Genomic DNA, 24,049 nt, shown 5'->3' with positions numbered 1-24,049 from the left:
CTTCAGTCGAGGTTCTTGCCGATGATCCGAATGAGGAACACGGCCACGATGTTGGCCAGCACCACGGCGAACAGCGCACCGGCCGATGCCACGCCCACGTCGAAGTTCATCAGCGACTGCTTGAAGATCAGGTAGGTCATGTTGGTGCTCTCGTTGCCCGGGCCGCCATTGGTGGTGATGGCGATCTCGGCGAACACGCTGAGCAGGAAGATCATCTCGATCATGATCACCACCGCCATCGGCCGGCCGAGGTGCGGAATGGTCAGGTAGAAGAAGCGCTGGAACGCGCTTGCGCCGTCCATGCGCGCGGCCTCCATCTGCTCTCGGTCGAGCGACTGCAGCGAGGTGATGAAGATCAGGCAGGCGAACGGCAGCCACTGCCAGGCCACCATGACGATCACCGAGAACAGCGGCACGTCGGTGAGCCAGTCGACCGGCTGCGCGCCGAAGAAGCGCCACACGTCGGCCAGGATGCCGTAGATGGGGTTCATCATCATGTGCTTCCACAGCAGCGCGTTGACCGCGGGCATGACGAAGAACGGAGAGATGAGCAGTACCCGCACGATGCCGCGGCCCGGAAAGGGCTCGTTCACCAAGAGCGCGAGCAGCACGCCGAGCACCACCGTGATGACGATCACGCTGCCGATCAGCATCAACGTGTTCCACGTTGCGGGCCAGAAGTCCGGGTCGGTAACGAAGTAGTGAAAGTTCTCGATGCCCGCGAACGTGCGCTCGCCGGGCTGCATGAGGTTGTAGTTCACGAACGAGAAGTACAACGTCATCACCAGCGGCACGATCATCCACAGGAGGAGCGTGAGCACGGCAGGCGCCATGAGGGCCCGGGGCAGGAGTCGTTTCATGAGGAGGTTCCTTCTCGTTGTCTCTGGCTCCTTCCCCCGCTGGGGGAAGGCTGGGATGGGGGCTCCCGGATCAAGCGCCGCGGCGATTGGTACGCCGCGTGCCCCCACCCCTGCCCTCCCCCGGAAGGGGAGGGAGCAAGAATGAAAGCTCGGCTTACTTGTAGTAGCCGGCTTTCTTCATCTCGCGCTCGGCCGCCGTCTGCGAAGTCTTCAGCGCCTGGTCGACCGTCACCTTGCCCGACAGCGCGGCGCTCATCTGCTGCCCCACCGCCACGCCGATGGCCTGGAACTCGGGTATGGCCGCGTACTGCACGCCCACGTACGGCGACTTGGGCAGCGTGCTGTCGCTGAGGTTGGCGCTGTCGATGGCCTTCTTCTCGGCCGCTGCAAACTTCGCGACCTTCTGGAACTCGGGGTTCGCATAGGTCGACTTGCGCGTGCCGGTGGGCACCGTGCCCCAGCCATGCTCCTTGGCCACCAGGTTCACGTACTCCTTGGAGGTCGCCCATTTCACGAAGGTCTGCGCGGCGGCGCCCTTGGTCGAGCTTGCCGGAATGGCCAGGTTCCAGGTCCACAGCCAGTTGGCACCCTTGGGCGTGACGGCCACCGGTGCCTGTGCGAAGGCGACCTTGTCGGCCACCTTCGACTGCTTGGGGTCGCTGATGAACGAGGCCGCAATGGTTGCGTCCACCCACATGCCGCACTTGCCTTCGTTGAAGAGCGCAAGGTTCTCGTTGAAGCTGTTGGCCGATGCACCCGGCGGGCCATACGACTTCATCATGTCGACGTAGAAGTTGATCGCGTCCTTCCAGGGCTTGGTGTCGATCTGCGGCTTCCACTGCATGTCGAACCACTGGCCGCCGTTGGTGTTGACCAGTGTCGTCAAAAAGGCCATGTTGTCACCCCAGCCCGGCTTGCCGCGCAGGCACATGCCGTACACGCCGGCCTTCGGGTCGTGGATCTTGCCGGCCAGCTCCTTCACCTGCACCCAGGTGGGCTGCTCGGGCATCTTGAAACCGACCTTGTCGGCCAGGTCCTTGCGGTACATGAGCATCGAGCTCTCGCCGTAGAAAGGCGCTGCGTAGAGCTTGCCTTCGTACGACAGGCCGGCGCGAATGGCGGGCAGCAGGTCGTCGGCGTCGTAGGCGGCGTCGGTGGCAATGGGCTGGAGCCAGCCCTTCTTCGACCAGATCGGCGCTTCGTACAGGCCGATGGTCATCACGTCGAACTGGCCGCCCTTGGTGGCGATGTCGGTGGTCACGCGCTGGCGCAGCGTGCCTTCCTCGAGCGTGACCCACTTGAGCTTGATGTCCGGATTGGCCTTTTCGAAGAAGGGCGTCAGCTTCTGCATCTCGATCATGTGGCCGTTGTTGACGGTCGCAATCACGAGTTCGGTGGCGGCTTGGGAGGCGAGCCCCGTGCCGGCGAGTGCGAGGACGAGGCCCGCTTTCAGAAAACGCTTCATGTTGTCTCCTAGAGGTGAGCGACGCCCTGTCTCTGTTCGGGTCGCCGTGGCGGGATTCTGGAGAAACGCGCTTGCGGGTTTGGTACTTCATCCGTCTGCCATGGTACTTTCATGCACCAATCAGCTAGGAGATTCCCTAGTCAACGCAATACAGCATGGAAAAGCTCAATCCAAAGACTTCAGGCACCGCCCAGCAGCTGGCGCCTGAACTGCGCCGCGGCCGGTGAAAGCGGGCGGTCCTGCCGGGTGATGAGGCAGATCGGCGGCACGCGCACCGGCAGCTCCACCGGCACGGTGCGCAGCACGCCCAGCCGCGCGTAGTGGCCGGCCTGCGAAGCCGGCATCACGGCGGCCATGTCGGAGTTCTCGAGCAAGGCGGTAATGGCAATGGGCGATGCCGTTTCGATGATGTCGAGCCGCGCCTGGATACCCGCCTCCCGCATCGCCGCCTCGAAGCGCCCGCGCTGCGGCGAGCCCGGCGGCTGCAACACCCATGACCAGTTCGCCATTTCGGCCAGCGTGACGGTGGGCTGCTCGAAGACAGGGTGCGCGGCGCGCACCACGACCACCTGCGACTCGCCCAGCAGCGGCACGCTCGCGTACCTGGCCTCGTCGTGGCTGTCCGTGAGCCGGCCCAGCACCAGGTCGACGTCGCCCTGCTCGAGCTGCGCCTGCATCACATCGCTGGTCTCGACGATTACCGACACCGCCACCTGCGGATGACGCCGGTGGTACTCGACCAGCGCCGGCGCCAGCAGCTCGGGCACCGCGCCCGGCACGCTGCCCACGCGCAGCGAACCGCTCAGGCCCGAGCGCAGCGCGAGCATTTCCTCGCGGGCGCTGCCGAAGTCGCTGAGCACGCGGCGGGCATAGCGGATCAGGATCTCGCCGTAAGGCGTGGGCTCCATGCCCCGCGCAAGGCGCTCGAAGAGCTTCTCGCCCAGCGAATCTTCCAGCTGCTGCAGCAGCTTGGTGGCAGCCGGCTGGCTGATGTTCATGGCCTCGGCTGCGCGGCCCAGATGGCGGTGGGCATCGAGCCGTGCCAACAGGAGCAGTTGGCGCGGCCGCACATGGAGCATCAGCGATGCGTCGGTCAAGCCTGAACCGGAAGTCATGCACAAAAGTATATGGAGCTTCGGGCTTTTTCGATTGGATTGGCAACACGAAGCTCCCTAAGCTGGCACCAAACAAGCAGGAGACACACCCGATGAAGCTTTCTTTTCTTGCCCGCACGGCGAGCGCGGCAACGCTGGCGCTGGCAACCGCCATGGCCGGTGCGCAGCCCGCCTACCCCGACAAGCCGCTGCGCATCATGGTCGGCGCCTCGCCCGGCGGCGGCACCGACATCCTCGCGCGCGTGCTGGCCGACAAGTTCGCGCCGGTGCTCAAGCAGCCCGTGACGGTGGAGAACCGGCCCGGCGCCTCGAACACCATCGCGGGCGAACTCACCGCGCGCGCCGCGGCCGACGGCACTACGCTGCTGCTGGCCACCAACACCGCGCAGGCGGTGGCGCCTCACATCCTCAAGCTCAAGTACGACCCGCTGAAAGACCTGCAGCCGATCGGCCTGGTGGCGGTGATGCCCAACGTGCTGGTGGTTTCGGCCAGTTCACCCTACAAGTCGGTGAAAGACCTGGTGGCGGCCATGACGGCCAAGCCGGGCGGATTCAAGTACGCGTCATCCGGCATCGGCAGCACGCAGCACGTGGGCGGCGAGGCTTTCAACCTGGCCACGGGCATGAAGTCGATCCATGTGCCCTACAAGGGCAGCTCGCAGGCGCACATCGACATCATCGGCGGCGAGGTCGACATGATGTTCGACAGCACCTCTTCCGCCATGGGCCAGATCAAGGCCGGCAAGTTCCGCGCGCTGGCCGTGAGCGCGCCTCAGCGCTCGCCCGAACTGCCCGACGTGCCTACGCTGGCCGAGCAGGGCATCAAGGGCGCGGACGTGTCCACCTGGTACGGCCTCTACGTGACGGCCGGCACGCCGCGGCCCGTAGTGGAGCGACTGGGCACGGAGCTCACGCGCACGCTGAGGCTGACCGATGTGCAGGCGCGCATCAAGGGCCTGGGTGGCGAGCCCGGCGTGATCACCGGCGAAGCTTTCGCGGCAATGAACAAGCAGGAGTTCGACCACTACGGCCAACTCGTGCGGGACGCCAACATCAAGGCCGAATGAGGCCTTCCTTCTTTCCTTCTTCTTCTCCATTTCATTCCTGATTCCATGCCCACCCCATCGAAGACCCCGACCGTCATTTCCGCGAAGCCCCGCATCGCCGTGCTGCTCGGCGACCCGAGCGGCATCGGCCCCGAGATGGCCGTGAAGCTGCTCGCGCGCCAGCGCAACCTGGAGGCCGCGCGCGTGCTGCTGATCGCCGACCCCGTGGTGCTGGCCGCGGGCGAGCGCGTGGCGGGCGTGAAGCTCGACCCGCTGCAGGTCGACCGGTTGGAGAACCTTCGCTTCGAGGACGGCCGCCCCACGCTGCTGCTGCGCGACTGGATGGAGGGGCGGGAGCCGGCGCTCGGCGAATCGAACGAGGCTTCAGGCCGCGCATCCTTCGAAGCACTGGAGCTCGCCACCGCGGCGGTGCGGCGCGGGCAGGCCGACGGCATTCTCTTTGCGCCGCTCAACAAGCATTCGCTTCGTCTGGGTGGCCTGGTGCATGAAGATGAGCTGCGCTACATGCAGGAACGCTTTGCCGTGAAGGGCTTCGTCTGCGAGTTCAACCTGACGGGCTCGCTATGGACCTCGCGCGTAACGTCGCACATTCCGCTGAAGGACGTAGCGGCCCACATCACGATGGAGGGCGTGAGCGATGCGGTGAAGATCATTGCATCGGCCCTGCGCCGCGCAGGTGTGGCACAACCTCGCATTGCGGTGACGGGGCTCAACCCGCATGCGGGAGACGGCGGCTCCATCGGCATGGAAGAAATCGAGATCATCGCGCCGGCCATCGAACAACTGCGCGCCGAGGGCTTCGACGCCCGCGGTCCGTTCTCTCCTGACACGGTGTTCATCGGCGCACGCCGTGGCGATGTGGATGCGGTGGTGTCGATGTATCACGACCAGGGCCAGATCGCGATGAAGCTGATGGGCTTCGAGCAGGGTGTGACGCTGCACGGCGGCCTGCCGGTGCCGGTGGCCACCTCGGCCAGCGGCAGCGCTTTTGACATCGCAGGCAAGGGTGTTGCGCAGATCGAAGGGCTGCAGCAGGCCTTCGACTTGTGCGTGCGGATGGCGAGTGGTTCGCCTGTGCGGACGGTTGCAGAAGCGGCTACTGCTTGAGGGATGGCGCCGCTGTTCAGGGCGCGTGCACAGGCCACCGGGTACTCCCCTCCGCGAATGTCCCCGGGGCTGCGCCCCTCCTCCTTTATTTCGCTGCGCGGAGCACCCGATGCCCTGTGCACACCGAGCGCTGCGCTTGTTCCGTGCGATCAACCACCGCTCTGAACAACGCTCCCGTCGATGGGGTGCCTTGCGCAGCGAAATAAAGGAGGAGGCCGCAGGCCGGGGGACATTCGCGGAGTAAGGTACCCCGTCGGCGGGTGCGCCGCCCTGAACGTACCCTACCCAGCCTTCGAAAGACCAAAGAAGCTCAGGACCCGAGCCGCTTCAACAATCCAGCCGTCGAGGCATCAAGCCCCATGATGTCGCCCGAGGCAAGACGCGGCTCGATGTCCTTCGCAAGCACCTTGCCGAGCTCCACACCCCACTGGTCGAAGCTGTTGATGCCCCACAGCGCACCGCTGGTGAACACGCGGTGTTCGTACAGCGCAAGGAACGCACCCAGCGATTCGGGCGTGAGCTTCTCGAACACGAAGAAGGTGCTCGGCCGGTTGCCTGGAAAGTTCTTGTGGCCACCGGCGTCGAGCTTTCCGACCATCAATGCCTGCGCCTGCGCGAGCGCATTGGCCAGCAACTTGGCGTGGTGGCCTTCGAGCGTGTGCGCTGCGTCGCGCACCGCCACGAATTCGAGTGGAATCACATCCGTGCCCTGGTGCAGCATCTGGAAGTAGGCATGCTGGCCATTGGTGCCGGGCTCGCCCCAGAGCACGGGCGAAGTGCCCAAGCCATTCGGCAGCGGCTCGCCGCTTGCATCGACCTGCTTTCCGTTGCTTTCCATCTCGAGCTGCTGCAGGTAGGCCGGCAAGCGCTTCAGGGCGCTGTGATACGGCGCGATGCCGCGGCTCGTGAACTTGTGGAAGTTGCGGTACCAGACGTCGAGCAGGCCCAGGCGCACCGGCAGGTTCTTTTCGAGCGGCGCGGTGCGGAAGTGCTCGTCCATCGCATGCGCGCCTGCCAGCAGCCGGCGGAATCCGTCGGCGCCGATGGCCAATGCAATCGGCAGCCCGATGGCCGACCACAGCGAATAGCGGCCGCCGACCCAGTCCCAGAAGCCGAAGGTGATGTCGATGCCGAATTGCTTCGCGGCCTCCACGTTGGTGGTGAGCGCGGCAAAGTGGCCGGCGATGTCCGTACCGCCCGACTGCTCGTACCAGCGCTTGGCCGAGAGCGCGTTGGTCATCGTCTCGGTCGTGGTGAAGGTCTTGGACGCAATCAGGAACAGCGTGTGTTCGGGGGCCAGGTCGCGCAGCACGCCGTCGAGCTCGTGGCCGTCGACGTTCGAAACGAAATGAAAGCGCTTGCCCGGAGCGGCGAATTCGGCGAGCGCCAGCACCGCCATCTGCGGGCCGAGGTCGGAGCCGCCGATGCCGATGTTGACCACGTCGGTAATGGTGTGATCGCTGCGCACCTTCTCGGCATAGGCCAGCATCGCGTCGAGCGTCGCGTGCACTTCGCGCAGCTCGGCCGCGGTGTTGCCCGCCGCGGCATTGGCTGGCGCGCGCAGCAGCGTGTGCAGCACCGCGCGGTCTTCGGTGTTGTTGATGTGCTCGCCGGCAAACATCGCATCGCGATGCGCCTCAAGGCCGCATTCGCGGGCCAGCGAAAGCAGCATTTCCTCGGTGCGCGCATCGATCAGGTTCTTCGACAGGTCGGCAAAGACGTAAGGTGCTTCCTGGCTGAAGCGCTCGAAGCGCCCGGCATCGTCGACGAAGGCGTGGCGCACGTCGAACTGGCGGCCCGCGGTCTCGAAGTAGCTTTGCAGCTGCGCCCAAGCGGGCGCGCGGTCGCAGCGAAGGGTCATGGCCATGTTTACTTGCCGCTTTCCTGCATGAGTTTTTCCAGCTTCACGGCGTCGGCTGCAAAGGCGCGGATGCCCTCGGCGAGCTTCTCGGTGGCCATGGCGTCTTCGTTCAGCGCAAAGCGGAAGCTCGGCTCGTCGTAGCTCAGCTTCTCCACGCTGGCCGTTGCGGCAGCCTTCTTGGCGTCGAGCGCGTGCTCGAGCGGCTCGTTGCTGGCGGCCAACTCGGCCAGCAGCTCAGGGCTGATGGTCAGCAGGTCGCAGCCGGCCAGGGCCTGGATCTGCCCCACGTTGCGGAAGCTTGCGCCCATCACCTCTGTCTTGATGCCGTGCTGCTTGTAGTAGTTGTAGATCTCGCGCACCGACTTGACGCCCGGATCGTTGGCGCCCGCGCTCGCCGCCTCGTCCCACTTGGCGCCGGCCGACTTCTTGTACCAGTCGTAGATGCGGCCCACAAAGGGCGAAATGAGCTGCACGCCGGCCTCGGCGCAGGCCACCGCCTGCGCAAACGAGAACAGCAGCGTGAGGTTGGTGCGAATGCCCTTCTGCTCGAGCGCGCGCGCCGCCTGGATGCCCTCCCACGTGGAGGCCACCTTGATCAGCAGGCGCTTCTCGGTGTCGATGCCTTCGGCCTTGTAGAGCGCCACGATGCGCTCGCCGCGTGCAATGGTGGCGGCGGTGTCGAACGAAAGGCGGGCGTCGACTTCGGTCGATACGCGTCCGGGAATGATCGAGAGAATCTCGGCGCCGAAGCGCACCAGCAGTCGGTCGATGACTTCGTCGAGCGGCTTGCCCGCATGGCTCTTGACGGCTTCATCGAGCAGCGGCCGGTACTCGGGCTTTTGCACCGCCTTGAGGATGAGCGACGGATTGGTGGTCGCGTCCTGCGGCTTGGAAATGCTGAGTTGCTTGAAGTCGCCGGTGTCGGCGACCACGGTGGTCCATTGACGGAGAGCATCGAGTTGATTCATGTCGAAGATTATCCTGTGCGGGTGATGACAAGTCCTGCACGCTATTGCGCTGGGGCCGATGTTTTCATGCGCACCGTAGCACGGCTTTTCACCGCGCTGCATCGGCCTTCGGCCGACAGGGTTGTACGCCGGCTGCCCTGCCCTACATGGGCTGTGGTCCGCCGCTGACGGCAGCGGGTGCGTTCAGGGACTAGCCTGCGGCTTCCCGCCTTGATGCTTTCCCACTACAGGAGTGCCCCCCATGTCCTTCCGCCATCGCTCCGCAGCTTCCGCAGCAGCGAACCGCGCTCCTTTCGACGACCGCCGCACCAGTTCGTCCATCGGCACCCTGGCCACCGCCTTCGTGGTGGGCGGCGTCGCTACCTGGCTCGCCCTTGGCGCCGGCCGCACCGCGCGGGCGCAACTGCCCGGCCCCGCCGACGGCGCGCCGCTCATGCGCGCGCCGCTGCAGGTGGTGGCGCCGGTCGATATCCAGCGCTATGCCGGCGTCTGGCACGAACAGGCCCGCCTGCCGAACCGCTTCCAGAAACAGTGCGCGGGCCCTGTGACCGCCGAGTACACGCCTCAGCCCGACGGCACGCTGCAGGTCATCAACCGCTGCGTACGGCCCGACGGCAATTTCGACGAGGCGGTGGGCACGGCGCGCGTGGTGCCGGTGGCGGGCCAGCCCGGCGCGGGCCGGCTCGAAGTGCGCTTTGCGCCTTCCTGGCTGAGCTGGCTGCCGATGGTGTGGGGCGACTACTGGATCCTGAAGCTGGACCGCGACTACCAGGTGGCGCTGGTCGGCACACCCGATCGCCAGTACCTCTGGGTGCTTTCGCGCGCTCCCCGGCTGGAAGAGGACGCGTTGCAGGCCGAGCTGGACTACGCCGCCAGCCTGGGCTTCGACACCGCCAAGGTGGTGCTTACCGCCCGGTAGTCGAGACGGACGGCAGATAGCGCCCGAGCTGCGTCGCCAGCGCGGCGGGGTGGGTGCAGTGAATGGCGTGCCATCCGAAGGCGCGCGCCGCTTCCACGTTGGCCGCTGAATCGTCGATGAAAACCGTTTGCTGCGGATCGAGCGCATGGCGCACCGCCAGCAGCTCGTAGATTTCGCGATTCGGCTTGATGAACTTCACGTCGCCGGAGAAGACCCCGCCGTCGAACCGCCGGATGAAGCCGTGGCGGCGCTCGATGGCGCGCGCATAAGGCGCTGGCATGTTCGAGAGGTAGTAAAGGCGCAGCGCCTCGCCGGCATCCCGGCGCGCAAACAGCCCTTCGAGCAGCTCGACCGTGACCGGGATCGGCTCCAGGCGTTCGCCCAGCGTGCCGAGCATCTCGTCGAGCCGTGCGGCGGGAAGCGATAGTCGCTGGGCCATGCGCGCAATGGCATCTTCGAGCGAGCGCGTGCCGCAGTCGAAGCACAGCCAGTCGTCATGGTGGAACAGCGCCCGCCCGAGCGCCGCGGCGGCAAGCTCAGTGGAGGCGTGTTCGGGAAGATGAGTCTGCACCAGCCGTGTGGGCTCCCATGCCAGCAGCACGGCGCCAAGATCGAAAACCACGTTCATGGCGCCATTGTTTCATGCGCCGGGCACCACGCTGACGCCGTGCGCCGCCAGCGACAGCGTGGCCTGCGCGCCCGCGGCCAGGGGGCGTGAAAGATCGGTCGACACCACGAAGACGGGGCCGATCGGGGTGTCGAAGCCGTATTCGTAGAAGCTGCCCAGGTAGGCCGCCTTTCGTAATGTGGCAGGCAGCCCCTGGCCCGCCTCGGCGCCGCCGATGTTCCAGGCCTCGGGGCGCACCGCGACCTTCACGGCGCCGGGCGCCACCGCATGGCGCGGCTGCAGGCGCAGCGGGCCGAAGGTGACGCTGCCGTCGGCTTGCGCCATGGCCGGAAAAACCATCGCCTCGCCCATGAAGCCCGCGACAAATTCGCTCTCGGGCCGGCCATAGAGCTGCTCGGGCGTGCCGCGCTGGGCGATGAGGCCGTGGTCCATCACGATGATCTGGTCGCTCACGGCCAGCGCCTCGCTCTGGTCGTGCGTCACATAGGCCACCGTGAGCTTGAGGCGCTGCTGCAGTGCGCGGATTTCCTCGCGCATTTCGCGCCGCAGGCGGGCGTCGAGGTTGGACAGCGGTTCGTCGAACAGCAGCACCGCGGGCTCCAGCACCAGGGCGCGTGCCAGGGCCACGCGCTGCTGCTGGCCGCCCGAGAGTTCGCTGGGCAGGCGCTCGTCGAAGCCGACCAGCCCCACGCCCTTGAGCGCATCGCGTGCCCGCGAGGTGGCCTCTTCCTTCTTCACGCCGCTCATGCGCAGGCCGTAGCCCACGTTCTCGATCACGTTCATGTGCGGGAACAGCGCGTAGCTCTGGAACATCATGCTCACGTTGCGCTCGGCCGGGCCGAGCGTGGTGACGTCGCGCCCGCCCATCAGGATCGAGCCCGAAGTCGGCGATTCGAGCCCCGCGATCATGCGCAGCGTGGTCGTCTTGCCGCAGCCGGAAGGGCCGAGGATGGTGGTGAGCGTGCCGACCGGCACCTCGAAGCTGATGCCCTTGACCGCGAGCGGGCCGTCTTTGTCAGTGCCGTAGCGCTTGGTGACGTTGCGAAATTCGATGCCGTTGCTCACGTGTTCTTCTCCCCGTCAATGCACCACAGGGGCGGCCACTATCGGCACGCCTGCCTTGCGGCGCCCCAGCTTGCGCTCTCCAACCACCCACTGCACCAGTGCAATGGCCAGAGACATCAGCACCATGAGCACCGTGCAGTAGGCCAGCGCAATGCCGTAGTCGCCGTTGCCCACGCGGCCGATGATGTAGGTGGTGGCAAGCTCGTTCTCGGCCGTGACCAGGAAGATCACCGCGCTCACGGTCGTCATGGCGCGCACGAAGCTGTAGACCAGCGCGGCTACGAGCGCTGGCTTGAGTAGCGGCAGCACCACCTTGAAGAGCGTCTGCGAAGTGGAGGCGCGCAACATCAGCGAAGCCTCGTCGAGCGAGCGGTCCAGCTGCTTGAAGGCCGCCGTTCCCGCTCGCACCCCAACCGGCAGGTTCCGGAACATGAAGCACAGCACAATGATGAGCCCCGTGCCCGTGAGCTCGAACGGCGGCACGTTGAAGGCCAGGATGTAGCTCACGCCGAGCACCGTGCCCGGAATGGCAAAGGCCAGCAGCGCGCCGAACTCGAACACGCCCTGCCCCTTGAACTCGTTGCGCGCGAGCAGCCACGCAATCAGCAAACCCAGTGCCGCAGTAATGGGTGCCGAGATGCCCGCGAGCTTGAGCGTGGTGATCAGCGAGTTCCATGCCGTGCCGGCCCAGACCAAGCCAAATTGGCCCCATTCGAGCGCGAACGCACTCCTGAAGTGATTGAGCGTGAAGCTGTAGTCACGGCCCCAGGTCTGCACGAAGCCGCCCGCAAAGGCGAACAGGTAGACCACGGCCGTAAACGCGATCCACGGCAGCGCGATGCAGTAGATGGTGCGACGAACGCCGTCGGGCAACGCCATGGCAATGCCCGCATCGCCTTTGCCGCTCACGGTGGTGTAGTTCTGCTTGCCGAGCAGGCCGCGCTGCAGCGCGAACACGCCCAATGCGAAGAGCGTGAGCACCCAGGCGAGCGAGGCCGCGCGGCCCTGGTCGTACTGCGCGCCGACAATGGCAAAGAAGATGTCGGTCGACAGCACCGAGAACTGCCCGCCCACGACGACCGGGTTGCCGAAGTCCGCAATGCTCTCGATGAAGCCGACCAGGAAGGCGTTGGCCAACCCGGGCTTCAACAGCGGCAGCGTGATGGTGAAGAAAGTGCGGCGCCGGTCGGCGCGCAGCATCTGCGCGGCTTCTTCGAGGCTGGGCGCAATGCCTTGCACCACACCGCGCATGATCATGAAGGCGATGGGCGTGAAGGCGAAGAGCTGCGCCACAAGCACGCCCGGCATGCCGTAGAACCAGCGTGTCGGTTCGATGCCGAAGACGTTTTCGAGCAGCTGGTTGACGATGCCCGCGCGGCCGAACAACAGGACGAGCCCGAGGCCCACCACGAAAGGCGGCGTGATGATCGGCAGCAGCGCGAGCACCCGCAGCGCACCCTGACCGCGCTTGCTGCCGCGCTCGGCCATCAGCGCCATCAATGTGCCTAAAAGGTTGTGCCGGCGGCAGTGAGCAAAGCCAGCACCAGCGTGTTCCAGGCGACGCCGCAGCGCACGCCGCCCGCAATGCAGCCCAGGCCCCAAATACGCTCGGTGAACACGCGCGCGGCAAAGGCCGTGATCGACCACCGCCCGTCTTCATTGAAGAAGGCGCCAGCCAGCGCCTTGCTGACCGGATAGGCAATGAACAGCGCCATCAGCACGCCGCAGCCGATGACCGCTGCGGCCACGAAAAGGTCGCCCTTGAACAACCCGAGCCGTGCAATGCCGAAAGCGGCCAGCAATGTGAGCGCGGTGAGCGCCACGAAGCCGCCCGCGCCAATGCCGAACTGATTGACTGCCAGTTCGCCGAACTGAGTATTGAGCGCCGCAATGCTCCAGCCGCGCGCACCGATGGTGAAGCCTGCAATGGCAAGGCCCAGGGCGCCGATGGCGCCGCCCGCCAGCAGCCAGCGCCCCTGCGCCCGGCCGGCCGGCAGCCAGGCACCGATGGCGCACATCGCCAAGCCGAAGATCCCGATGAAAAGCCAGCTGCGGCTTTGCGTGACGGCCTGCATCAGGCCGTTGGCACCCTCGGCCTGGCCGAACACCTGCGGAACGGCCTCGTACCAGGTCGAGTCCTGAATCGCATACCAGGGCAGAACGAGGTAAGCCGCAAGGCCCAGTGCCACCCAGGCCCAGATCCAGCGCTGCGACCGCCGGGCCGAAGCCACGGCGGCCGGATTGACCGGCGCGGCGCCGGCGGCGACGGTGCCCACTTAGCGCGGCAGCGAATTGACGTCTTTTTCCCAGCGCGCAATCAGGCGCCGGCGCTCGGCGCTGGCGCCGTACTTCGCGTAGTCGTAGTTGATGAACTTGATCTTCTTGAAGTCCGGAATGCGCGGATCGAGCTTGGCAGTGCTGTTGCTCGGCAGCTGGAACTGCTTGTTGGCGGCGCCGAGCTCTTGCGCACCGGGCGTCAGCGCCCATTCGTAGAATTTCTTCGCGGCCTCGAGATTGCGCGCGCCCTTGATGATGCTCATGGAGCCGATTTCGGCGCCCGTGCCGTCGCTGGGCGTGATGGTCTCGACCGGGAAGCCCTGCATCTTCTCGCCAGGGCCGTCATGCACGAAGCTGATCGACACCGCCGTTTCGCCGCGGGCCACGGCCTTGATGGGGCCGGTGCCGGAACGGGTGTACTGGCCCACGTTCTTGTGCAGCGCCTTGAGGTAATCGAAGGCCTTGTCTTCGCCCATGAGCTGCACCAGCGTGGCGATCATGGTGTAGGCCGTGCCGCTCGAGGCCGGGTTGGCCACCTGGATGTCGCCCTTGTACTCGGGCTTGAGCAGGTCGGCCCAGGTCTTGGGCACAGGCAGCTTCTTCTTGGCCAGCAGCTCGGGGTTGTAGCCGAAGCCCAGCGGGCCCGAATAGATGCCGACCGTCTTGTAGCCCGACTGTTTGGCCTGCTGCTGTGCCCAGGGGTGAAGCTGCGCCAGCGTGGGCGACTTGTATTCGAGCGTGAGGCCCTGTTCGGCCGCCTGCAGGTGCGGGTCACCGGTGCCGCCGAACCATACGTCGGTCTTGGGGTTGTCCTTCTCGGCGATGAGCTGGGCCAGCGCCTCGCCCGAGCCCTTGAGCGACATGTTGATGCGGGTACCGGTGGTGCGTGCATACACGGTGGCAATCACGTTGCACCATTCGGCCTGGACCGAGCAGATCACGTTGACCGTGCCCTGCGCCGACGCGGCGGCCGACAAACCCACCAAGGCCGCTGCAGTAAAAAGCTTCTTCATGTGAAAACCCCGCCTCGAAAACAAAAATAGGCCTCCCGGCCGGGGTTGAGCGTAGCTTTCGTACAGGTTTCATGAATTGGTACAAGTACCATTCGGTTGAAACGGGAGCCCACTCGGCACCAAGACAAAAGGAAATTCGACACATGAGCTTCGATCTCGTTCTGTTCGGCGGTACTGGCGATCTTGCATGGCGCAAGCTGATGCCGGCGCTGTTCCAGGCCTTCAGGCACGGCAGCCTGCCGAAAGACGGACGCATCGTCGGCGTAGCGCGGGACGACCTCTCGGACGACCAGTACCGCGAGCTGATCCAGTCGCGCTTCAATGCCGTCGAAGGCGCCAAGCGCCCTTCGGCCGAAGAATTCGAGAAGTTCGCCTCGCTGCTGCACTACCTGCGCATGGACTTGTCGAAGCCGGCCGACTACACGCGGCTTGCCGAGCTGCTGAAGCAGCGCAATGCCGACACCGTGGTGATGTATGTGGCCACGGCGCCGGCGCTCTTTACCCAGGTGGTGGAGCAGATCGCCGCGGCTGGCCTGAACGGGCCGACCACCCGCATGGTGCTCGAGAAGCCGCTGGGCCACGACCTGGCATCGAACCGCGCGATCAACGCCGCGGTGTGCAAGGTGCTCGAGGAAAAGCAGGTTTTCCGCATCGACCACTACCTGGGCAAGCCCTCGGTGCAGAACCTGTTCGCCATGCGTTTCGGCAATGCGCTGTTCGAGCCGATCTGGCGCCGCGAGCATATCGCCAACATCCAGATCACCATTGCCGAAGACCTGGGCGTCGAGAAGCGCGGCGCCTTCTACGACCAGACCGGCGCCTTGCGCGACATGGTGCAGAACCACGCGCTGCAGCTGGTCTGCGCGATTGGCATGGAGCCGCCCATCAACTCGCATGCCGATGCCATCCGCGATGAAAAGCTCAAGGTGCTGCGCGCGCTCAAGCCCTGGACGCCCGAAACGCTGGGCCTGCATGCCATTCGGGGCCAGTACACCGCCGGCACGGCCTACGGCGAACGCGTGCCGGGCTACCGGGAAGAACCCGGCGTGGACCCCGACAGCCGCACCGAGACGTTCGTGGCGCTGCGCACCGAAATTGCCAACTGGCGCTGGGCCGGCGTGCCGCTCTACATTCGCACCGGCAAGCGGCTGGCCTCGCGCGATGCGCGCATCGAGGTCAACTTCAGGCCGACGCCGCACGCGATCTACCGCGCGCCTTCGGGCGCGGTCAACAAGCTGGTGATCAACCTGCAGCCGAAGGACGGCCTGGAGCTGCACATGCTTGCGCAGGCACAGGACAACCGCCGCAGCAACGGCCACCAGAGCGCCGCGCAGCTGGCGCCGGTGCAGCTCGACCTGGACTTCGACAAGCGCTTTGGCGCCGAGCGCGTGGGTGCCTACGAACGGCTGCTGCTCGACGTGATCGACGGGCGCCTGAACCTGTTCGTGCGCAGCGACGAGCAGGAAGAAGCATGGCGCTGGGTCGAGCCGCTGATCGACAGCTGGGCATCGGACGGCGGACCTCGCCCGTACGCGGCCGGCACCTGGGGCCCGAGCGCCTCGAGCGCGATGATTGCGCGCGACGGCTTCTCGTGGGGCGAGGAACAGTAGACCCCGCAGCCTCAGCCGAACTGGATGCAGCGCATGCTCAGCGTGCCTGACTGGAACCCTTCGTAGATCGTCTTCGCGCGCTCGCTAGAGCCGGCGGCGCCGAGGGCGTAGAGAAAAGGAAAGTAGTGGTCCGGCGTTGCGACAGCGGTCGCGGCGCCCTCCAGCTTCTCGTAGGCGACGAGCGCTCGGTCGTCCCGGCCGGCCAGCGCGGCCTTCACCGCATCGTCGAACCCCTGCGCCCACGGCCGGCTGGCCGCGAGCCCGTCGGGCGTACCGCGATCGGTGGCCCGCAGGTTGTGCACCACGTTGCCGCTTCCCATCACCAGCACGCCCTTGTCGCGCAGCGCCGCAAGGTCGCGGCCGATGGCGTAGTGAAACGCCGCGGGCTTGTCGTAGTCGATGCTGAGCTGAAAAACGGGAATGTCGGCCTTGGGGTACAGGTGCTTCAGCACCGTCCACGTTCCATGGTCGAGGCCCCATTGCTGGGTGCCCACCATCGAAGTCTGCTTGACTGCGCCGATGGCTTCACGTGCCAGCGCGGGATGGCCCGGCGCCGGATATTCGATGTCGAAAAGCGCCTGTGGAAAGCCGCCGAAGTCGTGAATCGTCTTCGGTCGCTCCTGCATTCCGACACCGGTAGCGCCGCGGCTCAGCCAGTGGGCCGAAACGCTCAGAATGGCCGAAGGCCGCGGGAGCTCCTTGCCCCAGGCGGCCAGGCGGCGCGTAAAGGCGTTGTCCGCCAGCGCGTTCATGGGCGAACCGTGGCCGATGAAGATGACCGGCAGGCGGCGCCCGGGCGCACCTGCTGCGGCATGTGACAGCGAACAAAGGGATGCGAGCGTCGCTGTCGCACCGAGCGCGGAGCTCATGAGAAAACCGCGGCGGCCGAGCTCCGTTTGCATCGCTGGGCGGCTGTCTTCGCTCGGGTACTTCTTCATCATTGTCATGGCCGCACTCTGCGCCGGATTGCCGGACAGGTCAGTGCGTTTACGCACACCCTTGCCTAGATGCGACCCTCTTCCGCCGCATGGCAAGCCACCTGCACGCCCTTGATGCTCAAGAGCTTCGGCCGCTCGGCCGAGCAGCGCTCATTCGCATGCGGGCAGCGCGGATGAAACGCACAGCCCGCAGGCGGATTGAGCGGGTTCGGCACTTCGCCCCTGACCGGCGTGCGTGCACGGCCGGTGTGCTTCATCTGCGGAATCGCATCGAGCAGCATGCGCGTGTACGGATGCTGCGGCTCGGCGAAGAGCTTCTGCTTGTCGGCCACCTCGACCAGCCGGCCCAGGTACATCACCCCGACCTGGTCGGCCACATGCCGCACCACCGCGAGGTTGTGCGAGATGAAGAGATAGGTGAGCCCCTGCTGGCGCTGCAGGTCCTTCATGATGTTGAGCACCTGCGCCTGCACGCTCACGTCGAGCGCCGAGGTGGGCTCATCGCACACCAGGAACTCGGGCTGCGTGGCGAGTGCGCGCGCAATCGAGATGCGTTGGCGCTGGCCGCCGGAGAACTGGTGCGGGTACTTGCTCATGTCCAGCGGCGAGAGGCCGACGGACTTGAGCAGTTCGCCCACGCGTTCGCGCAGCTCGGCCTTGCCGCTCAGGATGCCGTGCTCGCGCAGCGGCTCGCCGATGATGTCTTCGACGATCCAGCGCGGGTTCAGGCTCGCGTACGGGTCCTGGAAGATCATCTGGATGCGGCGGCGCAGCTTGCGGCCTTCGGGCGTCTTGAACGCGGCGTGCGCATCCTGGCCGTCGAACTGCAAGCCGCCGCGGGTCGGTGCATACAAGCCGACCAGCAGGCGGGCGACGGTGCTCTTGCCGCAGCCCGATTCGCCGACCAGCGCCAGCGTCTTGCCGCGCTCGATGGAAAAGCTCACGCCGTCGACCGCATGCAGCAGCACGCGCGGCTTGCGTTCGAGCACGCGGTTGAGCCAGGGCGGCGACACGTCGAAAGTGCGGGCCAGGTCATGGGCGACGACCAGCGGCTCGCCGCCTTGCGTGCTGCGGGGTTCGAGTACTGCGCTCATCGGGTGACCTCTTCGATCGGCGAGGCCGCATCGGGGACGGCGCGTTCGCCGGCAAGCTGCGCATCGTGGTGCCGGGCCGCAAGTTCGGCCTGGCCCTTGTGTGGATCGGCGGCATCGTGCAGCCAGCATGCGGCGCGCGTGGCGCCCGCGTGCATGAGTTCGGGCCGCTCGGTCAGGCAGCGTGCAAATGTGCGCGGGCAGCGCGGGTTGTAGGCGCAGCCCTTCGGAATGGCATTGAGCCGGGGCATGGCGCCGTCGATCTGGTTCAACCGCTCGCGGTCGCTGGCCATGTCGGGAATCGAGGCCATCAGGCCGGAGGTGTAGGGATGCGCCGGCTGGTGGATCACTTCGTGCACCGGGCCGATCTCGGCGACGCGGCCCGCGTACATCACGGCCACGCGGTCGCAGGTTTCGGCAATCACGCCCATGTCGTGCGTGATCAGCATCACGGCGGCGCCGCGCTCCTTGCAGACGCGCTTGAGCAACTGGATGATCTGCGCCTGGATCGACACGTCGAGCGCGGTGGTCGGCTCGTCGGCCACGATGAGCTTGGGCTCGGCCGCAAGCGCCAGTGCAATCACCACGCGCTGGCGCATGCCGCCCGAGAACTGATGCGGAAAGTGGTCGATGCGCTGCTCGGCGGCCGGAATGCCGGTGTCCTGCAGCAGACCGATGGCGCGGCGCCGCGCTTCGGCTTCGGTCACCGGCAGATGGGCGCGGATGGTTTCCACCAATTGCCGGCCCACGGTGTAGAGCGGATTGAGCGATGTGAGCGGGTCCTGGAAGATCGCACCGATCTTGCGGCCGCGAATGGGGCGCATCGCATCGAAACCCAGGTTGTCGATGCGCTGGCCTTCGAGCACGATTTCACCGCTGGCCACGCGGCCCGGCGGCTCGATCAGCCCGATGATGGCAGCGCCCGTGAGCGACTTGCCGGCACCCGACTCACCCACCACGCCCAGGATTTCACCGGGCGCAATATCGAAAGAAATGCCGTCGAGCGCACGCAGCGTACCGCGGCGATGCGGAAACTCGACGACGAGGTTTTTGACCTGGAGCAGCGTCATGATGGCGTTGTCCTTTTTGGTTTCAGCGCAGGCGCGGGTTGAGCGCGTCCCGCAGCCAGTCGCCGAGCAGGTTCACGCTGAGCGCAATCAGCACCAGCATCAGGCCGGGGAACACGGTGATCCACCACTCGCCCGAGAACAGGTACTGGTTGCCGATGCTGATCAGCGTTCCCAGTGAAGGAGATGTCGGCGGCACGCCCACGCCAAGAAACGAAAGCGTCGCCTCGGTGATGATGGCCGTGGCCACCTGAATGGTGGCCAGCACCATCACCGGTCCCATCACGTTGGGCAGCACGTGGCGCAGCATGATGCGCAGCGGCGCCACGCCGGTCACGCGGGCGGCTTGCACGTATTCCTTGTTGCGCTCCACCAGCGTGGAGCCGCGCACCGTGCGCGCGTATTGCACCCAGCCGGTTAAAGAGATGGAAATGATGAGCACGCCAAAAGCCAGCGACTCATGGGCGCCCGGAAACAGCGCACGGCCTACGCCTGCAATGAGCAGCGCCACCAAGATGGGCGGAAACGACAGCATCACGTCGCACACGCGCATCAGGAAGGAATCGAGCCAGCCGCCGAGAAAGCCCGCGAGCAGGCCGAACACGACGCCGACGGTGATCGACAGCAGCACCGACACGACGCCGACGATCAGCGAAATGCGCGCGCCGTAGATCACGGCCGAAAGGATGTCCCGGCCCTGGTCATCGGTGCCGAGCAGGTATTTGGAAGAGCCTTCGGCGCTCCACGCGGGCGGCAGGCGCGCATCGCCGAGTTCGAGCGTTGCAAGGTCGAAAGGGTTGTGCGGGGAGACCCATCCGGCAAAGACCGCGCAGAACACGCAGGCCAGCGCGATGAGTGCCGCACCGATTGCCACGGGCGAAGTGCGAAAGCTGTAGCCGACGTCGCTGTCGAGCCAGCGGGCAAGAGTTTTTTTCATCGTGAAGCAAAAGGAATGGGCCCGCAAGAAGCGGGCCCATGGTCAGGCCGCCCAGTGGGCGGCCAGTGGAATCACGGCTTGATGCTCATCCACTTGAAGTACATGAAGTTGTCGGCCAGCTGCACCAGCTCGACCTTCTTGCTCACGCCCCACGCCAGCGACTGCTGGTGCAGCGGCAGGGTGCCGATATCGTCCGCATGGATCTTGAAGGCTTCCTTGATCAGCTCGTTGCGCTTGGTCTTGTCGCTTTCGGACTGGATCTTCTTCGTCAGTTCGTCGAGCTTGGGATTGCAGTACGCACCCAGGTTGAACTGGCCCGTGCCCTTGTCGTCCGGACAGGCGGTGAGCGAGCTCAGCGCGTTGTGCGAGTCGTAGGTGGTCGGGGTCCAGCCCAGCATGTAGAAGCTGGTGTCGCGGCGCAGGATCTTGGGGAAGTAGGTGCCCTTGGTCTCGGCAGCCAGGTTGATCTTGACGTTGATCTTCGCGAGGTTGGCGGCCACGCTCTGGCAGATCTGGCCGTCGTTCACGTAGCGGTCGTTCGGGCAGTTCATCGTCACTTCAAAGCCGTTCGGATAGCCGGCTTCGGTCATGAGCTTCTTGGCGGCTTCGACGTCGAAGGGCAGGCGTTTGTCCTGCTCGGCGGTCCAGCCGTTGATGCCGGGGCCCACCAGGAGGCCGGTCGGGCGGGAAGCGCCGCGCATCACGGTGCGCTGGATGCCGGCAATGTCGATGGCCTGGTAGACGGCCTGTCGCACGCGCTTGTCCTTGAACGGGTTCTTGCCCTTGATGTTGGAATACAGCAGCTCATCGCGCTTCTGGTCCATGCCCAGGAAGATGGTGCGCAGTTCAGGGCCGGTAATGACGCGTGCGTTGGGCGCCGCATTGATGCGCGCAATGTCTTGCACGGGCACCGGCTCCATGACGTCGACTTCGCCCGAGACCAGTGCAGCCACGCGGGTGGCGGGGTTGGCGATGGGCGTGAAGACGATTTCTTGCGCGTTGCCGTCGATCTTGCCCCAGTAGGTGCCGTTGCGCGAGAACACGGTGCGCACGTTGGGCTGGCGCTCGCGCACGCGGAACGGGCCTGTGCCGTTGGCCTTGAACGAGGCGGTGTTCTCGATGCCCTTGCGGCGGTCGACAGGCTTGGTGGCCTGGTTTTCCTCGCACCACTTCTTGCTCATGATCATGGTGAGCGAGATCACGTCGGGCAAGATGGGAAACGGGCCGTTGGTCTCGATCTCGACAGCGAGATCGCCGACCTTGCGCACGGCCTTGATGTCGCTCAGCGTGGCGCGAAGGTCGGAGCCGTCGCCCTGCGCACGCGCAAAGCTGAACACCACGTCATCGGCGGTGAACGGCGTGCCGTCGTGGAACACCACACCCTTGCGCAGTTCGAAGCGCCAGATGTTCGGCGAGGTCTGCTTCCAGCTGGTAGCGAGGAGCGGCGCGAGGCTCAGGTCCTTGTTGCGCCCCACCAGGGTTTCATAGACGTTGGCGGTCACGCTCAACTGCAGCGACTCGTTGAGCGAGTGCGGGTCGAGCGACAGCGCGTCGCCCTGGTTGGCGATGCGGATGGTCTGCGCGCTCGCGACCAGGCTGATGGCGCCCAGGGCGCACAGAACGGTGGCCGCGGCCACTTTCTTCTTGAAACTCATTGGGAACACTCCTCGGGTTGGAATCGGAAATACATCAAGGCGTCGCGGTAGCGGCGTCTTTCACGGGCTGCTCGCTGCGGGTAGCAGCCAGCGGCATGCCCTGCTCGATCAACCCCGCATGCAATGCGGCGCCGAGCGGCAGGATCTCGTCGTTGAAGTCGTAGCGGCTGTTGTGCAGGAAGGCGCCGTTCTTCACGTCCTGGCCAATGCGCAAATAGGCGCCTGCTTTTTTCTGCAGCATGAAAGAGAAGTCTTCGGCGCCCATGCTGGGCTCCATGCTGCGGTCGACATTGGAGGCCCCCACCAGCGACTCGGCCACGTCGGCGGCAAACATCGCCTCGGGCGCGGTGTTGATGGTGGCCGGATAGATGCGCTCGTACTTGATGGTGGCGGTGGCGCCAAAGCCCGCGGCCACTGCCGTGCAGAGCTCGGTCAGCCGCTGCTCGACCTGCGCCTGCACACGCGCGCTGAAGGTGCGCACAGTGCCGACGAGAGTGGCTTCACCAGGAATGACGCTCATCGCGCCCAGGTCGCCCGCCTGCACGGCGCAGATGCTGACGACCGCCGCATCGATGGGACGCACGTTGCGCGAGACGATGGTTTGCGCGGCCGTGATGATGTGCGCGGCAACCACCACCGGATCGATGGTCTGGTACGCATGGGCACCATGCCCGCCCTTGCCCTTGATCTCGATGGTGATGCGATCGGCCGCGGCCATCATGGCGCCGCGGTTGATGCCCACGGTGCCGGCCGGCATGCCGGGCCAGTTGTGCATTGCGTAGACCGACTGCACCGGAAAGCGGTCGAACAGGCCGTCTTCGATCATCACGCGCGCGCCGGCAAAGCCTTCTTCGCCGGGCTGGAAGATCAGCACCGCGGTACCGTCGAAATTGCGGGTTTCGGCCAGGTAGCGCGCTGCGCCGACCAGCATGGCCGTGTGCCCGTCATGCCCGCAGCCGTGCATCAGGCCGTCGTTGGCCGAGCGCCAGCCGAAGTCGTTGTCTTCGCGCATGGGAAGCGCGTCCATGTCGGCGCGCAGGCCGATCATTCGCCTGCTGGCCGTGGACTTGCCGCGGATGACGCCCACCACGCCGGTCTTGCCGATGCCCTCGTGGATCTCGTCCACGCCGCAGGCACGCAGCGCTTCGCGCACGCGGCCGGCCGTGTAGACCTCTTCGAAGCCGAGTTCAGGGTGCGCATGCAGATCGCGGCGAAAGGCCGTGATCTCCGGATAGAAGCTCGCGATGTGCGCAAACGCCCGTCCGGAGGCCTGCAGTCGCGGTGCTGCGACAGCCGTCATCTCAATGTCCTCCCGCCTTGCCAACGCGCAGCCGCGGATCGACCACGAAATACAGCAGGTCGACCACCAGGTTGATCACCACGAAGATCAGCGCAATAAGGCACAGGTAGGCCGCCATCACCGGAACGTCGGCGAAAGTCACGGCCTGGATGAACAGCAGCCCCATGCCGGGCCACTGGAACACCGACTCGGTAATGATGGCAAAGGCAATCAGGCCGCCGAGCTGCAGGCCGGTGATGGTCATGACCGGCACCAGCGTGTTCTTGAGCGCATGGCCGAAGTGAATGGCGCGGTTCGTCAGGCCGCGGGCCCGCGCGAACTTGATGTAGTCGGTGCGCAAGACCTCGAGCATTTCGGCGCGGACCAGCCGCATGATCAGCGTGAGCTGGAAGATGGCGAGCGTTACGGCCGGCAGCACGATGTGATGCCAGCCGTCGGCACGCAGGAGGCCGGTGCTCCACCAGCCGAACTGCACGGTTTCACCGCGCCCAAAGCTCGGGAACCAACCCAGCGTGACGGCAAAGACGAGGATCAGCAAGATCCCGATCAGGAAGGTGGGCAGCGACACGCCGAGCAGCGACACGGTCATGAAGACCTGGCTCAGGAAAGTGCCGCGGCGCAGCGCCGTGTACACGCCCATCGGAATGCCGATGAACAACGCCAGGACGGCAGCAACAAGCGCCAACTCGAGCGTGGCAGGAAAGCGCTCGCCGATGAGGCGCGACACTTTTGCACCCTGGCGCAGGCTCAGGCCGAACTCGCCCTGCGCGGCATTGACGAGAAAGTGCCAGAACTGCACGAAGAAGGGTTGGTCGAGCCCCAATGCGGCGCGCAGCTCGCGAATCTGCTCGGGCTTCGCATCCTGGCCCAGCAGAAAGACGACTGGGTCGCCCACGTATTGAAAGAGAAGAAAGGCAATGAACGCAACCGCGATCATTACGATCACGGCCTGGATCAGGCGGCGCAAGACGAAGGCAATCATTCAGCAAACAGAGTGAGCAGGCATGCTAGCAGTGCAAGGTGCGTGCCCGCACGGTGATTCCCCCGGGGTGCACGTCGATGGTGCGTTTACGTGGGCCAGCGCACCAGCAAAATCCCAATAAAAA

The 24,049-nt window shown here is 65.7% G+C and carries 19 protein-coding genes and 1 pseudogene; 4 read left to right on the top strand and 16 right to left on the bottom strand.

The genetic code is table 11. The features are described from left to right. Positions 1–2 precede the first annotated feature (2 nt). The 3 genes from M0765_RS14755 to M0765_RS14745 all read right to left on the bottom strand — a co-directional run bounded on the left by M0765_RS14755 (position 3) and on the right by M0765_RS14745 (position 3,440). The gene (locus M0765_RS14755) at positions 3–860 is read right to left on the bottom strand and encodes a carbohydrate ABC transporter permease (RefSeq protein ID WP_157612414.1); all 858 of its coding nucleotides are present in this window, start codon (positions 858–860) and stop codon (positions 3–5) included. Positions 861–1,014: 154 nt separating this feature from the next. Beyond that, positions 1,015–2,325: an ABC transporter substrate-binding protein gene (locus tag M0765_RS14750; protein WP_258504337.1), complete on the bottom strand. Its 1,311-nt coding sequence runs from the start codon at positions 2,323–2,325 to the stop codon at positions 1,015–1,017. 179 nt (positions 2,326–2,504) lie between these two features. Continuing rightward, entirely contained in the window at positions 2,505–3,440 is a 936-nt protein-coding gene (locus M0765_RS14745; RefSeq protein ID WP_258504336.1) for a LysR family transcriptional regulator, read from the bottom strand. A gap of 92 nt (positions 3,441–3,532) precedes the next feature. Between M0765_RS14745 and M0765_RS14740 the strand changes: the two genes are divergently transcribed. Both M0765_RS14740 and M0765_RS14735 read left to right on the top strand, forming a co-directional pair. Further along, a complete protein-coding gene (locus M0765_RS14740; protein WP_258504335.1) occupies positions 3,533–4,507 on the top strand; it encodes a Bug family tripartite tricarboxylate transporter substrate binding protein in 975 nt (324 codons plus the stop codon). A 45-nt stretch (positions 4,508–4,552) separates the two neighbouring features. Continuing rightward, positions 4,553–5,614 (top strand): 4-hydroxythreonine-4-phosphate dehydrogenase PdxA, encoded by a 1,062-nt coding sequence (locus M0765_RS14735; RefSeq protein WP_258504334.1) that lies wholly within the window; start codon positions 4,553–4,555, stop codon positions 5,612–5,614. A 310-nt stretch (positions 5,615–5,924) separates the two neighbouring features. On the opposite strand, the gene pgi is transcribed toward M0765_RS14735, so the two are convergent. Further along, the gene (gene pgi, locus M0765_RS14730; RefSeq protein ID WP_258504333.1) at positions 5,925–7,481 is read right to left on the bottom strand and encodes a glucose-6-phosphate isomerase; all 1,557 of its coding nucleotides are present in this window, start codon (positions 7,479–7,481) and stop codon (positions 5,925–5,927) included. A 2-nt stretch (positions 7,482–7,483) separates the two neighbouring features. After that, complete coding sequence (gene tal / locus M0765_RS14725; RefSeq protein WP_258504332.1) at positions 7,484–8,443, bottom strand: transaldolase; 960 nt, start codon at positions 8,441–8,443, stop codon at positions 7,484–7,486. A 241-nt stretch (positions 8,444–8,684) separates the two neighbouring features. Here tal and M0765_RS14720 point away from each other — a divergent pair, with 241 nt between their 5' ends. After that, positions 8,685–9,362 (top strand): lipocalin family protein, encoded by a 678-nt coding sequence (locus M0765_RS14720; RefSeq protein WP_258504331.1) that lies wholly within the window; start codon positions 8,685–8,687, stop codon positions 9,360–9,362. Here M0765_RS14720 and M0765_RS14715 read toward each other — a convergent pair. The 4 genes and pseudogenes from M0765_RS14715 to M0765_RS14700 all read right to left on the bottom strand — a co-directional run bounded on the left by M0765_RS14715 (position 9,349) and on the right by M0765_RS14700 (position 14,345). After that, positions 9,349–9,990: an HAD family hydrolase gene (locus M0765_RS14715; RefSeq protein WP_258504329.1), complete on the bottom strand. Its 642-nt coding sequence runs from the start codon at positions 9,988–9,990 to the stop codon at positions 9,349–9,351. The genes M0765_RS14720 and M0765_RS14715 overlap by 14 nt on opposite strands. Positions 9,991–10,002: 12 nt before the next feature. Next, positions 10,003–11,055: an ABC transporter ATP-binding protein gene (locus M0765_RS14710; protein ID WP_258504328.1), complete on the bottom strand. Its 1,053-nt coding sequence runs from the start codon at positions 11,053–11,055 to the stop codon at positions 10,003–10,005. 15 nt (positions 11,056–11,070) lie between these two features. Continuing rightward, positions 11,071–13,331: pseudogene (locus M0765_RS14705) on the bottom strand (ABC transporter permease). Beyond that, the gene (locus tag M0765_RS14700; protein ID WP_258504327.1) at positions 13,332–14,345 is read right to left on the bottom strand and encodes an ABC transporter substrate-binding protein; all 1,014 of its coding nucleotides are present in this window, start codon (positions 14,343–14,345) and stop codon (positions 13,332–13,334) included. Between the two features lie 143 nt (positions 14,346–14,488). Between M0765_RS14700 and zwf the strand changes: the two genes are divergently transcribed. Next, complete coding sequence (gene zwf / locus M0765_RS14695; RefSeq protein ID WP_157612391.1) at positions 14,489–15,955, top strand: glucose-6-phosphate dehydrogenase; 1,467 nt, start codon at positions 14,489–14,491, stop codon at positions 15,953–15,955. An 11-nt stretch (positions 15,956–15,966) separates the two neighbouring features. Here the strand turns inward: zwf and ygiD are convergent, their stop codons facing one another. The 7 genes from ygiD to M0765_RS14660 form a co-directional block, all read right to left on the bottom strand. Next, on the bottom strand, positions 15,967–16,902 hold the full coding sequence (gene ygiD / locus M0765_RS14690; protein ID WP_258504326.1) for a 4,5-DOPA-extradiol-dioxygenase: 936 nt from the start codon (positions 16,900–16,902) through the stop codon (positions 15,967–15,969). A gap of 56 nt (positions 16,903–16,958) precedes the next feature. Next, complete coding sequence (locus tag M0765_RS14685; protein WP_258504325.1) at positions 16,959–17,987, bottom strand: ABC transporter ATP-binding protein; 1,029 nt, start codon at positions 17,985–17,987, stop codon at positions 16,959–16,961. Continuing rightward, positions 17,984–19,054: an ABC transporter ATP-binding protein gene (locus tag M0765_RS14680; RefSeq protein ID WP_258504324.1), complete on the bottom strand. Its 1,071-nt coding sequence runs from the start codon at positions 19,052–19,054 to the stop codon at positions 17,984–17,986. The genes M0765_RS14685 and M0765_RS14680 overlap by 4 nt, the downstream gene beginning before the upstream one ends. Before the next feature lie 22 nt (positions 19,055–19,076). Further along, entirely contained in the window at positions 19,077–19,988 is a 912-nt protein-coding gene (locus M0765_RS14675; RefSeq protein ID WP_258504323.1) for an ABC transporter permease, read from the bottom strand. A gap of 71 nt (positions 19,989–20,059) precedes the next feature. Beyond that, complete coding sequence (locus M0765_RS14670; RefSeq protein WP_258504322.1) at positions 20,060–21,643, bottom strand: ABC transporter substrate-binding protein; 1,584 nt, start codon at positions 21,641–21,643, stop codon at positions 20,060–20,062. 34 nt (positions 21,644–21,677) lie between these two features. Beyond that, complete coding sequence (locus M0765_RS14665) at positions 21,678–22,943, bottom strand: M20 aminoacylase family protein (protein ID WP_258504321.1); 1,266 nt, start codon at positions 22,941–22,943, stop codon at positions 21,678–21,680. A gap of 1 nt (position 22,944) precedes the next feature. Then, a complete protein-coding gene (locus M0765_RS14660) occupies positions 22,945–23,925 on the bottom strand; it encodes an ABC transporter permease (RefSeq protein WP_126745470.1) in 981 nt (326 codons plus the stop codon). Positions 23,926–24,049 lie beyond the last annotated feature (124 nt).

It is taken from the genome of Variovorax sp. S12S4, from assembly GCF_023195515.1.
Lineage (GTDB): Bacteria > Pseudomonadota > Gammaproteobacteria > Burkholderiales > Burkholderiaceae_C > Variovorax.
Note: the sequence above shows the minus strand (reverse complement) of the source record. Positions and strands in the feature narration are given on the sequence as shown.